The 16504-nt window shown below is 37.2% G+C and carries 8 protein-coding genes; all 8 read left to right on the top strand.

The genetic code is table 11. From position 1 onward, the window contains the following. Window positions 1-64: 64 nt before the first annotated feature. Window positions 65-2692 carry a glycosyltransferase family 4 protein gene (locus tag CXF72_RS01815; RefSeq protein WP_101036423.1) on the top strand — a complete coding sequence of 876 codons (2628 nt, stop codon included), beginning with the start codon at window positions 65-67 and terminating at the stop codon, window positions 2690-2692. Then, entirely contained in the window at window positions 2685-7289 is a 4605-nt protein-coding gene (locus CXF72_RS01810) for a heparinase II/III domain-containing protein (RefSeq protein WP_101036421.1), read from the top strand. The genes CXF72_RS01815 and CXF72_RS01810 overlap by 8 nt, the downstream gene beginning before the upstream one ends. 67 nt (window positions 7290-7356) lie before the next feature. Continuing rightward, the gene (locus tag CXF72_RS01805) at window positions 7357-8961 is read left to right on the top strand and encodes a glycosyltransferase family 4 protein (RefSeq protein WP_101036419.1); all 1605 of its coding nucleotides are present in this window, start codon (window positions 7357-7359) and stop codon (window positions 8959-8961) included. 208 nt (window positions 8962-9169) lie between these two features. Beyond that, entirely contained in the window at window positions 9170-10510 is a 1341-nt protein-coding gene (gene glmM / locus CXF72_RS01800; RefSeq protein ID WP_101036417.1) for a phosphoglucosamine mutase, read from the top strand. A 266-nt stretch (window positions 10511-10776) separates the two neighbouring features. Continuing rightward, window positions 10777-11781, top strand: a complete 1005-nt coding sequence (locus tag CXF72_RS01795; RefSeq protein ID WP_198552468.1) for a CgeB family protein — start codon at window positions 10777-10779, stop codon at window positions 11779-11781. 173 nt (window positions 11782-11954) lie between these two features. Next, window positions 11955-14090 (top strand): capsular polysaccharide biosynthesis protein, encoded by a 2136-nt coding sequence (locus tag CXF72_RS01790; RefSeq protein ID WP_232784852.1) that lies wholly within the window; start codon window positions 11955-11957, stop codon window positions 14088-14090. 63 nt (window positions 14091-14153) lie between these two features. Beyond that, a complete protein-coding gene (locus CXF72_RS01785) occupies window positions 14154-15404 on the top strand; it encodes a capsule biosynthesis protein (RefSeq protein WP_101036413.1) in 1251 nt (416 codons plus the stop codon). Window positions 15405-15981: 577 nt separating this feature from the next. After that, on the top strand, window positions 15982-16504 hold a 523-nt coding region (locus tag CXF72_RS01780; protein ID WP_101036412.1), incomplete at its 3' end, for an REP-associated tyrosine transposase.

Here is a 16504-nt window from a genome sequence, read left to right as displayed (position 1 = left end):
TAAAAATCCAACTATAAACTCTTATAGTTGGATTTTTCAAATAGAACTGGTTTCAGGAAAGTATATGTTCAAAAAAACTGTAATGTTAATAAAATCTAAGTTAGTAAGAGAACCCCGTCGAGACTATTCATCTGCTCGCTTAAAAATGAAAGCAATAGTTTATAAGAAGAATTATCCAGGTTTAATTAAATTTGTTTTAAAGTTGACAGATCAAGGCTACTCTGATGCTTCACTTTGTAAATACGCCTTTGGATTGACTAAAGATATTAATTTTGATACTTCGGTTTATTTTGCTGAAAGAGTTTTAAATAGAGAAATAGATCCTAATTTCGCCACTGTATATATCACCAGACTTAAAAGAAATAATGATCTTATAAGAGCAAAAGAAGTTATTACATTAGTTAAACAGTATGAAACACTAGAAAATGGTTACGTTAGCCAAAAAAAGAAGTTAATAGATACTTATGAAAAATCTGGCGCTGAAACTCTAATTTCATCATTTAATAATAAAGTCATCAAAAAAGAACAAGTGAGAATTGGTTTGGCAAAGATAGTTTTTTCATTGCTTAAAGATGAAGAAACAGAACTCGCGCTAGAGTTCATTGAACCATTTATCAATATTACTAATGATCCTTCATTTTTGAACGTCGTTCAAAATAGATATATAAAAATTGGGCAAACAAAAAAAGCAAAAATTATTGCTGGTATTGCCAATCGTTCACAAACAGTTAGCACATTCCGAACAGGGCTGAAAAATCTCATTGATTTAAATGACGATACCATAACGAACATAAAGAGTTATGTTGTACTATCGGAAAATAATGTTGATGGCTTGCTGTTATTTAATAAAACCGTGTTCTCATTGCTTAAAGACTTGATGCCAAGTTTCGCTATTGAGTATGGAATTAAATATGCACAACATAACAATAATATTGATGAAAGCTTTAATTTAATTTTGGCGCTTAGGTTATCTAGGTTAAAAATGAATTATGAAGCATATAATATATATAGCGAGTTATATGCAATTAACAAATCTGCAGAGGTTAAATCTAAACTAATAAACGAATTCGTCAAAATACACGAAGTTAAAATTAAAAATATTTTTTTAACCTCCGTTGATGTAACTGTTGAAATCAATAACCTCCTACCAAAAGAATTACAAGGTGACAGTCTAGTTGTATCGCAAATAATTTTTGAATCATGTAAGAATAATGATGAATTAATTGAGCTTGCCATATTACACGCTAATGCTGTTTTAGCGCTAGGTGAAGATGCATATATATCTTTAGCTTTAAGTAATTTGTACTTTAAACTCGGCGATATATCTTCAGCTATAAATGTTAAGGGATTTAATGAGAATAATACTAAACATAGCTTGAAGTTGTCACATTACCAAGCCTATAAAAATCTACTTGAAAATGGCTTACCTTTACCAATTAAAATGCCGTTAGCAAATAAGAATACTAACGTATTATACTGTTTGCATAATACATTACCATATCATTCTGGTGGCTATGCGACTCGTTCGCATGGCTTAGCAAAGGGTATTAGTAATAATGATTGGAACATTCAGATAGCCTCTCGCTTAGGGTACCCACATGACCTTTCATCCCATAAAAAGGTGGGGATGGATATTCCTAAAATGGATATGGTTGATGGATTGAACTACCACAGGTTATTTACTGATATAAATCATTATGGTGTGGCTAATTTGCAAGATTATATTGAAAATTATGCGAAAGAGTTGACTGAACTTGCCTGTGAACTTAATGTTTCAATAATACATGGGGCTTCGAATTTCATGAATGGTATTGCTGCAAATTACGCAGCTAGAAATTTGGGGATAAAAAGCGTCTATGAAGTGCGTGGTTTATGGGAAATAACTCGTATGTCACGTCAACCAGATTGGGAAGGCAGTGAACACTTTAACATGATCCGTCGACTTGAAACTGAGGCAGCGATGAATGCTGATGCCGTGCTGACCATTACCCACGCATTAAAAGATGAGATGGTAGCTCGTGGTGTGAATGAGAATAAAATTACAGTTGTTTCAAATGGGGTTCATGTTGATCGCTTTGTGCCAAAAGCTAGAGTCGCTGAATTGGAACAGGAGCTTGGTTATCAGGATAAAATTGTGATTGGATTTATCGGCTCTGTAGTCAGTTATGAAGGCTTAGAGCACCTAGTCCAAGCAACAAGCTTGCTCAAAGAAAGAGGCTTAGATAATTTTGTCGTCATGATTGTTGGCGACGGTGCGGTACTTGATAATATAAAAGCGTTAGTTAATGACTTAAATGTCGCAGACTATTTCACTTTCACAGGTCGTGTACCTCACGAAGTCGTAGAAGATTATTATTCATTGGTGGATATTGCACCATTTCCTCGTATTGGTGTTCCTGTCTGTGAAATGGTATCACCCCTTAAACCCTTTGAAGCCATGAGTATGGGGAAAGCGGTTATCTCTTCAAATGTCGCCGCACTTACTGAAATTGTGAATGATGGTGTTACAGGTTTAACCTTTGAAAAAGATAATGCCATTAGCTTTGCTAATACGTTGCAAAAATTGATAGATGATCCTGCCTTAAGAAAAGAGCTGGGTGATAATGCTAGAAACTGGGTGGTTGCAGAAAAAGACTGGTCGATGTTGGCTAATAAAATATCAAGAGTATATGAAAGGTTGATAAATGAATAACTCTAAATGTCCATTGGGATTTATTATAAAAAAGGGCATGTTCGGAGAAAATGTGCCTAATAATTACCTTCATTATGAAGGGGATATAAATGTGGCGTATGATCCAAACGTCCCTTTTTTATCCTTTTATCATGAAGGTGTTGGCGTGATTATTATTGGAGATATATTTTCAATAGAGGATCAGTCCAGCCCTGATGAAATTATTTGTTTTTTAGCAAATGAACTTTATAAGAATGAATTTTATTTTTTCCAATCGTTGAAAAAAATATGGGGGAGGTTTGCACTAATATATTCAAGCCCTACATCTGGAACCAACATTTTAACTGATGCTACTTCAATGCGTGGGGTTTTTTATTCCACTAAAGATTCTGTTATTTGTTCATCGCATCCCTACTTAGTAGGGAATGTAAATAGTACTGAGGTATTCCCTATTAAGTATGGGTACCCAGGGAATAAAACGCCAATACAAGACGTTAAAATATTAACTCCCAATACAATGCTCAATTTAGATACAGGAGAAATAAATAGATTTTATCCAGGTATTATGCAGGTAGAATATCACAACCCTAAAACTACAACGTCTGTTGCCACTGCTTTTGTAGTTTCATGTAAGAACATTCTTAAAAAATTAGCTAACTCGGACAAAAAGTTATGCGTAACTCTAACTGGTGGCTTAGATAGCAGAGTTACTTTGGCATTGTTAATGCTATCCATTCCTGAACAAATTACTAAAATAAAATTCATCACTTATAAAAATAATAATACAGGTGATTTTGATCGAGATGTTGAAGTATCAAAAATATTGGCAAAAAAATATAATTTAGATCATGTTGTATTTGATAGGAATAATTTTTCCAATCCAGAACTCAGAAAAGATGCTGTGATGTCAACTTATTATCATTCTGGGTCTGGGCTTTTAGCTGCATATAAGAATATTTTAAATGATGAAGAGTATGTACATATCAGATCTAATATATATGAAATTGGTCGAGGATATTACTTAAGCCAAGCATATGCCAGAGCTGCATTTAAAGGTAACTACCTTTCTGATTTACCAGAAATCTACCGAAAATCACTTAAAACAAAGAAGACTGAAGATTTTTATAGTTCAATACATAACGTTAATATGTGTGATGACGCTTTTCAAGATTTCTTTCAAGATGTTGATTTTAAACAAGCCATTAGGTATTTCCATCCGTTGGACATATTTTATTGGGAGCATCGAATGGGAACATGGATGCCACATGTTTATTTGGAAACAGATCATGTATTCAATACGTTATCTCTACCAAATAATTGGATGATTCTAGAAAGTATGATGAATCTTCCTTTAAATGATCGCTTGGGAAATACTCTTTTCAATGAAGTGTTATCAATGGCAGACGAATTTTTATCTGATTTGCCAATTAACCCCAAAAATAGGGTAGATATACAGAAGTATGTTGAACCTGTTGTTCATTTGAAAGATGAACATTGTGATGAGATTACAATCAGTAATCTTTCACTCAAATCGAAGCTAGATGAATCAAATAAGATAGTTCCATCAGTTGACTATATTGGTACTGCAGATGAAGTCGTTTCATTGAAGAATGTAAGTGGCGATAATGTGTACAGTGACATAACCAACTTTGTTTTCAAAGAGCATCTATGGTTCGTTAATAACCGTAGTTCTTTGAATAATATGTTTTTTTCTGCAAACACTTTAACTTTAGATTTTAAAAAAACACCGGTAAAGCATATATTTTATCTTTTACTAGGTGATGAAAAATCAAACTCACTAAGAACGAACGATCTGTTTAAAATAGATAACCTTGGCGATTCTATTAATGTGAGTGTTACTCTCAAAGGAGAGGATAAAGCTAAGGTTAGTGTTTTCTTGCAAGAATTTCAGTTAAATGAAAAAGTAAAATCTAAATCATACCCTCTTGTGTTAGGGGGTAATAATATTGTTTTTAATAAACACCCCAGCTCAACAGCGTTAAAACTGTTATTTCGTTTTTCTCATGATGATAGTGGCCAGATTACTCTTAGTAATCTTACTGTGAAACCTAAGAATATTGAAGAAATTATACCTCCGAAATCAGATGATAAAGTTTTTATTCATGATGAAATTCCGATTGAATATGACAAGGTTCAGCCTCATATAGTCAAAGTGGGTAGTTTAGATACCAATATCCTAACTTGTTTTAAAAGTAACTCGAAAAAACTGGTGGTTTTCTTCAATGGCGCTGTCAACATAGATAAAACACCTTTGCCTGTATACCAACGTCATTCATGGCTGGAGAAGTTACCTTATTCATCCATGATTATTATGGATCCAACTATTTATGACTTTTTAAATGAGACGGAAAGCTCATATATAACTTGGTATCAAGGTGATAAAGATTCATTTTTCTTGGAGAATTTAAACCCCATTATTGAAGGGGTAACCAAGGAATTAGGCGTTAAATATGAAAATGTTGCTTTTTATGGTTCATCTGCTGGGGGGTTTGCTGCATTGATGTCTGCATCTATGCTGAAAGGAAGTAAAGCTTGCGTTGTTAACCCACAAGTTGATGCACTAAAATATCATAAAAAATACTCACAAAAAATACTAAGTCATTTAGGTATCAATGCTGATGGAAAACCCCCAAGTAAGATGAGATTGAATGTAATTGATTACTTTGAAGAAAAATCTTCCTTTCCTTTTGTTTATTACAAGCAAAATAAACAAGATGTACTGCACTATCAACAACATTTCATGTTGCTTAATGATAGCTATATCAACAATCATCAACATGACAAAATGATTTCTGATATTACAGATGATGAACGAGGGCACACGGCAATACCGTTATACGATGAAGCATTCATCGATATTGAAAAAACATTTTCATTGGGTAATGATACCAATGTTAATCTCTATAATGAAATTTTGCCTTTAAGAATATTTGGGTTTAATTCCAATAAAAGTACATTTTTTTCATTTAAGCCTAGGACAGATGTAGCTAGTTATAACTTATCCTATCCGTTAGATTGGAATTTAGATCCATTTAACGATAGGAACTGGTGTTTTCAATTGAATTCATGGCGACATTTAGATTTAACATTACTCACTTTAGATAAACAATTCGATGAAGTCATATTTAATCGTGTAATTGATGTTATTTTTGATTGGGAACGTCATAGTATAACCGAACAAAATCTTAATGATTATACTTGGTATGATATGGCAACTGGGCTTAGGGCTCTGAAGTTGGCATTTATTATCAATAGATTTTCTCATGTCAACTCTAGCTTTAAAATAAGTAATGAGCGTAAGTTGCGTATATTGGAAATAGCACGTCATCATTTGTCAGAATTAAATCGGCAGCCATTATCTATAAATAACCATGGTATATTTCAAGCTCATGGCTTGGTCGTGCTTTCACTTTGTCTTGGCAATGAGGTCTCAATACAGCACGGGATAATGAAAATGGAAGAATTGATTGAGCAACAATTCAATTCAGATGGTTATCATGTCGAAAATTCGGATAAATATCACTGGTTCGTTTTAGATACTTTTGATGAATTCCTCAATCTCGATGTTTATAGGGCTTCTTCAAAAATTAGAGAAAATCTTAATTTAAGCCGTCTTGTCAAATTTTGGACGATTTTTCCTAATAAAGAATCGCTAATGATCGGTGACAGTGAATATAAAGTTAGAGATTTAGATTTTTCTACTGCAAATCATCAATGTGATCCTGACTCATACATAGTTAAACATTTTGAAGATAGCGGTTATTTATTCGTCAGGAGTTGTTTTGATTCCGATCCAACTTCTGCCTCAATGTTGTTCTTTCAAACAGCATATAAAAATAATACTCATCGACATGCAGATGATTTTAATGTGTTGTTATATGAGTTTGGAATGAATATTTTGGTTGATGCAGGCCAATATGCTTATAGTAAAGATAAAGAAAGAGATTATATTTTATCAACTAAAGCACATAATTCACTTGTCATCGATGATAAAAGTTATCAATTAAAAGATAAAATGTATTATGAGTCATCATTGAAATTTTGTGATGAAATAGATAACACGTTTATATTTAAAACTGAATTACATAGAACAAAACCTCAAGTCAATCATTCTAGAATTATCTTTTACAAACCTAGTGATTTTTTGATTGTCATTGATAAAGTGGATTCAAACACATTAAGAAAATTCGATCAAGTATGGCACTTTCATCAGGATCTTGATGTATCACGTTTTAATGATTTTTTTGCAGCCGATATTAATGAAGATATAAAAATGAATATTTACCCTTCTGCAATATCATTAGATTCTAACTTTTTACATACTAAAAATGTAGTTAACAATCTATCAATAGTTAAAGGGCAAGTGGAGCCTGAACTTCAAGGCTGGCGATCATTAAAATATAGAGAGTTAACTCCTAACTATGCATTGACAAACTCAATAAATGCAAAAAAAGCATTGTTGATAACTAAATTTATTTTTACAGATAGTAATGACAATCCTTCAGATCTAGAAGTTACTTATGATATTAACGGAGGTAATATCATACTTACAGTTTTATCTAAATCCCTCAATGTAGATGTCAGATTATCCATATAAATCAATCTTGTCGTTCAAATAATATAGGATTTATGCTTAATTTATATCATTGTTGTAAGGATACTTAATGTCTTCTGTTATTCGTAAATTCCGTAAACTAATGACGACCCCCAAAAGTTTCTGTATTGATTCTAATCTTTATAGACCATTGATTTTGGTAAAAAAAATCATTTCGAATAAAACTGGACTAGCTGTGCGTTGGCTCGCTAAAAAAAATCAAGTGTGGGCTCAAAAAATTATCGTTCATTCTTTTCCACAACATCTATATCATTTGACTTTATATCAGGCTAGGCAGTACTCGATTCGTCAGCCTCATGCTTTGTTAAATGGATGGGAACCAAAGCAACTCAATGCTTACTTGCATCTTGAGCGATTGAATTCTCAAGTAAAGTTCCTCGATAGGGAATGTGAAGACACGGATATTGATTCGGTGCCATCATCGATGCAATTTAATGGTAACGTTTTGATGGCTCTGCATAACTCAGCCCCCTATGATTTTGCAGGTTACTGGCATCGTACTAAGTCTTTAATCTCTGCGCTCCAAGCTAATTTATTCTCAGTTACTTGTGCCACACGCCCTGGTTATCCCTGGGATTTGCAAAAGCATCGTGCTTTACCAGTGGTTGAATGTGATCAAGTTGATGGTACAAATCTTTATCGCTTATCAGCGGATGACGCTGCATATAAACGTGGCTCTGATTTCAACTATGTTGAAAATTATGGTAAACAATTAGCTGAATTAGCGAAGCAAAAAAATTGCAGCGTGATCCATGGGCATTCAAATTTTTTAAATGGGCTAGCTGCTATTGATGGAGCGCGGCGCATTGGTGTGCACTGTGTTTATGAGGCACGAGGCTTTTGGCATATTACGGGGTTAGCAAAAAATCCCGCTTATGCGAAAACCGATCAGTTTAAATATGAATCCAAGATGGAAATTTTGGCACTTGAACAGTCTGATAAAGTCGTTACATTGTCGGACGCTATGAAAGATCTGATTACCAGTTGGGGCGTCGATACAGATAAAATTCATGTGATTCCTAATGGGGTTGATGTAGAGCAGTTTAAGGCTCAAGCATGTGATTCAAGTTTACGGTCACGCTGGGGCGATGACCGCTTTGTTATCGGTTTTATTGGTTCACTGACTGTCTATGAAGGCTTGTCTGATCTTATTGCAGCAGTCATCCAACTAAACAAACAAGATTATCCTGTTAGTTTGGTGGTGGCTGGCTCTGGTGTAGTCGAGAATGATTTACAGAAATCTGTTGAAGGTCATGACTACATCCACTTGGTTGGCCGTATTCCCCATTATGAGGTGAAAAATTGGTACAGCAGTTTCGACTTATGCGCTTACCCGCGTACCGATGATGTAGTGTGTCGTTATGTTCCCCCTATGAAAGTACTAGAAGCAATGGCGATGGAAATCCCTGTGATTGTCTCTGATTTGGCACCACTGCGTGAGATGGTTGAACATAAGCAAACCGGACTCATCTGTCAGCCGAGTAATGTTCATTCGTTAACTGAAACCATCGACTATGCATTCAATAATCGCGTACAGCTTAAAATGTTGGGGCAGCAGGGACGAGCATGGGTTTGTGAACATCGTACTTGGGTTAAAAATGCCGAGCGTTATCGCCTGATGTACCAATCTTTGGGTGAAGGGATATTGTGTTGATACCGTCTATAGGTTGCAGAAATAATTTAACAATATTTAAAAATCAATAACAGCTTAAAAATACTAAGAAAAAAATACAATTTCAATTAATTATCTATTGGGGATAACAACTTACCTTTTAAGAAGGCAATCCTTCAACTTAACCCTTTTCATTTTTAGCTGCATAAACATGCCACGTGCAGCGACACGATAGTTTGGAAATAATCTAATGCAACGTAAATATTTTGGTACCGATGGTGTTCGTGGTTTAGTCGGTCAAGGCCAGATCACCCCTGAATTCGCAATGAAACTAGGTTGGGCTGCGGGGCGCGTTCTGGCTAAAAGCGGCACGCGTAAGGTGATGATAGGTAAAGATACCCGCGTATCAGGGTATATGTTTGAGTCGGCGCTTGAGGCAGGTTTTGTTGCTGCCGGGGTTGATGTGGATCTGCTTGGCCCTATTCCGACACCTGCGGTGGCTTATTTAACTAAAACGTTTCGCGGTGAAGCGGGGGTGGTGATCAGTGCTTCACATAATCCTTATCATGATAACGGTATTAAATTTTTTTCAGCCAATGGCACTAAGCTGTCCGATGAAGTTGAATTGGCAATTGAAGCTGAATTAGATAATCACATGCAATGTGTAAGCTCCGATAATATCGGTAAAGTCGCTCGTATCAATGATGCTAAAGGCCGTTATATTGAGTTTTGCAAAAATACGTTTCCGAGCGAAATGTCATTAGCGGGATTGCGCATTGTGGTTGATTGCGCTCACGGCGCGGCTTATCAAATCGCTCCGCATGTATTTACCGAGCTAGGTGCACAGGTGATCAGTATCGGCATCGAGCCAAATGGCACCAATATCAATAACCGCTGTGGTGCGACCCATCTTGATACCCTGCAAGCTAAGGTATTAGAAGAGCGTGCTGATTTGGGGATTGCACTTGATGGTGATGCCGATCGGATCATGATGGTGAATGCCGATGGCTCGGTGATTGATGGCGACCAAATCCTGTTCATTATTGCGACAGATCTACAACAGCAAGGTAAGTTAAGTGGTGGTGTTGTTGGCACGCTGATGGCTAATATGGGATTAGAGCTTGCGCTTAACGCGTTGGACATCCCCTTTGCCCGCAGCAAAGTGGGTGATCGTTATGTCGTCGAACTACTTAATCAAAACGGTTGGGGTTTAGGCGGTGAAAACTCCGGTCATATTCTTAGCCTGCAGCATACCAGCACGGGTGATGGCATTGTGGCGGGTTTACAGGTTTTAGCTGCCATGCAGCGCAGCCAACAAACATTAGAGCAGTTACTAACGGGCATCACTATGCTGCCGCAAGTGTTAATTAATGTGCGCTTCAGTGGCAAGGGAGATCCTCTGCAAAATGATGCAGTGACACAGGCCGTGCTTAACGCGGAATTAAAGCTTGCTGGTCGGGGCCGAGTGCTGCTACGCAAATCAGGAACAGAGCCCTTGATCCGCGTTATGGTCGAGGGAGAGGAGCTGGCGTTAGTACAAAGCTTGGCGCAAGGGATTGCCGATCAGGTGCTTGTGGTTGATTTGGGCTAACGAAACGCGGTTTAGCTGAACGTTTTTAGCGGAATTTTTTTAACTTAAAATAGTTTATAAATAAGAGTATTAAATTGCAGTCGACTATCAAACTTTCTTTTATCATTCCTTTTGCAAGCAGGGCGTTTTAACTAACACTAATCAGTGTACAAGGCACAATTGGTAACAAGCCAGTTTAGTTGTTGCAAATGAACTTAATTTTAAACAAAAATACTCGCCGAACTGAATTATCAACTGTGTGCTAGAAAATTTCGAACAACAAAAAATTGAGCAAAAATAAATTGAAGAATCTAAAAGTCGCATTGATTTCTGATAGCCTAACAGAGTCTTGCTTACAATTTGAATGTAATGTTCGTATTGTATCTCCCTTAAATTATATGTGGGTTTTGTATACATGGAAGCCTGATATACTTTTTGTTGAATCGACATGGGAAGGAAAAAATAAAAATTGGAAGTTTAAAGTTGCGAGTTATCCAGATTACCCTAAACGTAATAATAAAAAGCTCAAAAAGGTAGTTGATTTTGCAAAAGATTTAAATATACCAACTGTTTTTTGGAATAAAGAAGATGATGTGCACTTTGAACGGTTTATTAATAGTGCAAAATTATTCGATCATGTATTTACTGTTGATAAAAATTGTTTATCGGAATATAAAAAAAGGTTAGACCCTACAACCACGGTGAATACAATGTTGTTCCCTATACAACCTGCGACACATTATCCAACTGATTTTTCTTTTAAGCATAAAAAAGCGTGCTTTGTTGGTAGTTATAGTACAACTATCCATGATAAAAGGCGATATTGGCAAGATCTTATGTTTGAGGCTTCAAAACCACTTGGTTTGACCGTTTTTGATCGGAACTCTGAACGAAAGTCTGCCATGTATAGGTACCCCGAACTTGAGCACCTAGAAGTTAAAGCGGCTGTTTCTCATGTTGAAACTGCTAATATTTACCGTGACTATATGGTCTCGTTAAATGTAAATACAATTGAAAATTCGCCAACGATGTTTTCAAGACGTTTAGTTGAAATTTTAGCTTGTGGTAGCTTGGCCGTGACAAATCCTTCGCTTTCAGTTGATAAATTATTTGGTGACTATTGTCATGTTATAAGTAATATTAATGAAGCAAAAGAGCTATTGTTACGTTTGAGCTTAGATGGGTTGAGTCAACAAGATAAAGATATGGTGAAAGCTGGTTCTGAATTTGTGATGGACCATCATACATGGAAGCATCGACTTGAAATGATGTCTGATATTGTTAAATTTTAAGTCGTTATTATGGTGGAGTGCAATGTCGAAACTGACTGTTCTCAATACACTCAGATTTACATCCTCATCGTTAATTTTTATGTTGCTATTAATTTTTCCCTAAACGTAATAATCCACTTTTTTTACTTATTATTCTCAAATAATAACTTTCTATCTTAGTTAGGAGATTCTTTTTGGCTGTATCAGATCATGGCAGGCGTAAAATTTGGGCTCCCACATATGGCATTGCCAATAACACCCAATTAACCTTATTTTTAGGTAAGGATATTAAGAAACTTCACCGTATTTTTGTAAACAAAGAAGCTATTGCAGGCAATGATATGATTGTTGGTTGGGGTCATAAACCCTATACCCTAAAAGCCAAAAAACTTGCTGTTCAGTTAGGTGTAAACTATTCACACCTCGAAGATGGTTTTATCGGATATTTAGGCCACCCAACGGATAAATCAAAACGTCTCTCATTGATTCAAGATAAAACCGGCATCTATTATGATGCAACGCAGTCAAGTGATTTGGAGCAGTTGTGTTTGTGGTCTCAGCAATGGTTTAGTCCTGAATTGGAAAGCAGAACTGAAACGCTGCGTAGCCGGATTGTCGAATTTGGCATTTCTAAATACAATCATCAGCGTGACAATTTACCCACTTGGTTAGCTGAACAAGCCGATCACAGTGCTATTTTGCTGGTGGATCAAACCGCCGGTGATATGTCGGTGGAATGCGGTTTAGGCTCAACGCAGGCATTTACGCAGATGATTGAAGATGCTTTAAACAATCATCCTGAACAATTGATTATTGTCAAAACTCACCCGGATGTGATTAAAGGCAAGAAGCAGGGATATCTTGATATTCAGGCCTGTTCGCATTCACGGGTACGTTTACTGGGTGAGGATTGTTCATTAAAAGCCCTGTTTAACAAAATTGAACGGGTCTATACGGTAACCTCACAGTTAGGCTTTGAAGCTTTGTTATATGGTTTACCTGTGTATTGCTACGGCCTGCCGTTTTATGCGGGTTGGGGATTAACCAAAGATAAGCAGGTTTGTGAACGTCGTAATATTAAATTAACACTTAATCAGTTAATCAGCGCCGCTTTGATTCAATACCCAACTTACCTTGATCCTGAAACGCATAAGCTATGCGAAGTTGAAACCATTGTCGATTGGCTGGCTTTACAACTGCAAACGCAGAATCAATCCGTGCAGATTTGTTATGCATTTGGTTTTTCGCTGTGGAAACGCGCCTTTATCAAACCCTTTGTCGGGCGAATGGCCAGGAAAGTTATTTTTATTAATAACAGGAATAAGTTAAAAAAATTAGTGACATCCACACCCTCTGCAGCGGTTTTATTGTGGGGAGCAAACCACAGTGATTGGGTAGTGCAGTTAAAGCCGTCTTGTCCGGTGTGGTTTATAGAAGATGGCTTTATTCGCTCGATAGGATTAGGCGCAGATCTGCGCCGGCCTTCCTCGCTGGTCATTGATAAACAAGGCATGTATTACGTCCCTGATCTGCCCTCTGATATTGTCGCTATTCTTAATCAAATCACATTAAGCAAAGCGCAAAATCAACGTGCGCAGCGCTTAGCGCAGTTAGTGGTTGAACGTTCCTTGAGTAAATACAATGTCGGGCAAAAGAATCTATCGGCTGCTGCACTAGCGACTATGCAGAAGTTAAAGCAATTATCAAAAGGCAAACAGGAAATTATTCTGGTGCCGGGACAGTTTGAGCAAGATCAGTCGATTGCTAACAGCCGTGGCAAAATAAAAACCAATTTAGCTTTGTTACAACAGGTACGCCAAGATTATAGCGATGCTTTTATTGTTTATAAAGAGCATCCTGATTTGTATTCTGGCGTTCGCCCGGGCGCATTAGGAGATGAGGCGGCTTTAAAGGTCGCTGATTTATACCTTGCTGATGTTGATATTACCTCGTTACTGGATCTCTGTGATCGGGTTTGTACTTTGACCTCTTTGACCGGATTTGAAGCCTTATTAAGAAATAAAAAAGTGCATACTTATGGATCCCCTTTTTATGCCGGCTGGGGATTAACCGAGGATCAATTGGATTTTACGGAGCGCACCCATCAATTAACTTTGAACCAACTGATTTTTGCGACTTTAATCTCTTACCCGAAATATGTTGATTGGACAACGGGCTTGTTAACCTCGCCTGAGCGGGTGATTGATTTATTAAGTGAAGAACGTCATCGCTATGAATCTACAGGTGGTGCTAAGTCTCGTTTAAACAGTTCCTGGTTATCAAGGTTCAGTCGTAAAGTAACTTACTTCTATGAAGCGACTCGTTTTTAAGCAAGCCCTTATTTTTTTATTTTTTCTTCCGCGTTTTGTGTCAATTTTTAAGGTTTTTTGTTCATGAGTAATATTTTGTTCTTACAGGGGCCGCTGGGGCCATTTTTTAAAAAATTTGCACATTATGCTTCAAAGCAGGGGCATCAAACCTATAAAATTAATTTTAATGGGGGAGACAGATATTATGGCGGGGCAGATTGGCAATTTGACTATGTTGATTCCCATGCGATGTGGCACGCTTATTTAACGGAGTTTATCAAAAAACATAATATTGGCCGAGTCGTTGTTTATGGTGATTGCCGTTTTTACCATAAAGTTGCCAAGCAGGTGACCATTGAATCCGGGATCAAATTTTGGGCATTAGAAGAAGGTTATCTAAGGGCCGGTTTTGTTACCCTTGAAAAAGAGGGCTGCAATGCTAACTCGAGCCTATTTAATGATAGTGAAAACTTTAAAAAGGTCGATCCAAAAAATATAAAAAGCTCGTTTTCAGTCGGTCCAACTTTTGCTCGCCGTACCTGGTTTGCTACTTGTTACTATATTTTCATGCACCTATCTAAAAAAACCTTTGCAGATTATCATCACCATCGACCTTGGACAGCAATCCAGGAAGCAGGGTTCTGGTGGAAAGGTTTTGCGCAAAAGTGGGTCTCTAAATTAACCGATCCAATACGCTACAAACACTTTTTGAAACAATATAAAGGGAAATTTTTTCTTCTTCCCCTGCAGGTTGAAGTCGATTTTCAGTTAAGAGATCATTCGCATTATTCTTCTGTTGGACAGGTAATATCTGAAGTGATGCATTCTTTTGCTGTGCATGCCGCTCCTGACCAGGCATTACTTATCAAACATCATCCGCAGAACCGTGGTTTTGAACACTATGGGAAATTAATTAAGCAGCTTAGCGATGAATTAAACCTTAACGGGCGGGTGCTTTACGGACATGATTTTAATTTACCCGATGTTTACCCTCATACTGCGGGCGTTGTAACCGTTAATAGTACAGTGGGGATTTCGGCGTTATTACACCATTTACCCACGATCGTATTAGGCAAAGCAATTTATGATATTGAAGGGATCACCTACCCTGATAAGTTGGATAAATTTTGGCAGGATGAGTTTAAAGTAAATAGAAAATCATTTGCTCAATTTAGAACTTACTTGTGCCAGCAGAGCCAGATATCCGGGGATTTTTATAAACAATCACAACAATTGATTGAAATTGCGTATCCGAGAATTTCTCGCAAGATTGAATCAACCCCAATTGAGGATAACGATTCACAACTATTAGAAGACAGCAATAACGCTGCTTAATGAATCTTTATGCCAATCTGTAAAACTAACGGGGCTGTTTTTATGCTTGGTTAATGACCACGGTCGATGCCATCGTAGGATGCATTTTATGCATCGTTAATGATCACGGTCGATGCCATCGTAGGATGCATTTTATGCATCGTTAATGTTGCTAGAACCCGCAATGCTTTTTAATCAAAGCGTTGCGGGTTTTTTTATGTCATCGTTATGATGAATTCCATGCACCGCATCCTACGAGCTGTAAGGCTTTAAGGCCGTAACGCTTAAACCCCTACATATAAATCTTCATTCGATCGCAATAAGGTCGGTAATCGGAGCGCACCCTACGGGTATGTTATTTGTAGGATGCATTTTATGCATCGTTAATGACCACGGTCGATGCAATCGATACGGTGTATTTCTTATGCGCCGTTCGGTTGATGTTATTTGTAGGATGCATTTTATGCATCGCAAACTATGATTGTTGCGTAGACCCCTACGGTTGATGTTTATCTGGTAATCGGTGCTGAAGCGCACCCTACGGGTAATAGAAACGATGGGGTATATTTTATGCATCGTTAATTGTGGAGCCTAAATAATGACTAATTACCGGCGTGCAGATATCAAAGGTGGCACCTATTTTTTCACTTTGGTGACCTATCGACGGCAGCAGATATTATGTAATAAAAAGGTGATGCTTGCCTTGCGTAATGGCATTCGCGATGTACAAGAAAAATATCCCTTTGAAATTAATGGCTGGGTATTATTGCCTGATCATCTCCACTGTATCTGGACGCTGCCGGCGGGTGATGCGGATTTCAGCATGCGTTGGGCAATGATAAAACGAGCGGTTAGCAAACAATGCGGGCCAGATTTGTTACGTGAGGAGTGGATCAATAAATCCAAGCAGCAACGCAGGGAATCGACTATCTGGCAACGCCGTTTTTGGGAACATAAAATCCGTAATGAAGATGATTATGAAAAGCATCTGGATTATTTGCATTACAACCCTGTTAAGCATGGTTATGTGAATAACGTCGTCGATTGGCCTTATTCGACATACCATCGCTATTTGCATCAGGGTGTTTATGATGACAGTTGGGCCGGTGAAGGGATTGATA

Origin of the sequence: Psychromonas sp. MB-3u-54 (assembly GCF_002836415.1) — a bacterium.
Taxonomy (GTDB): domain Bacteria; phylum Pseudomonadota; class Gammaproteobacteria; order Enterobacterales; family Psychromonadaceae; genus Psychromonas.
This window is presented reverse-complemented; position numbering and strand designations above follow the sequence as displayed.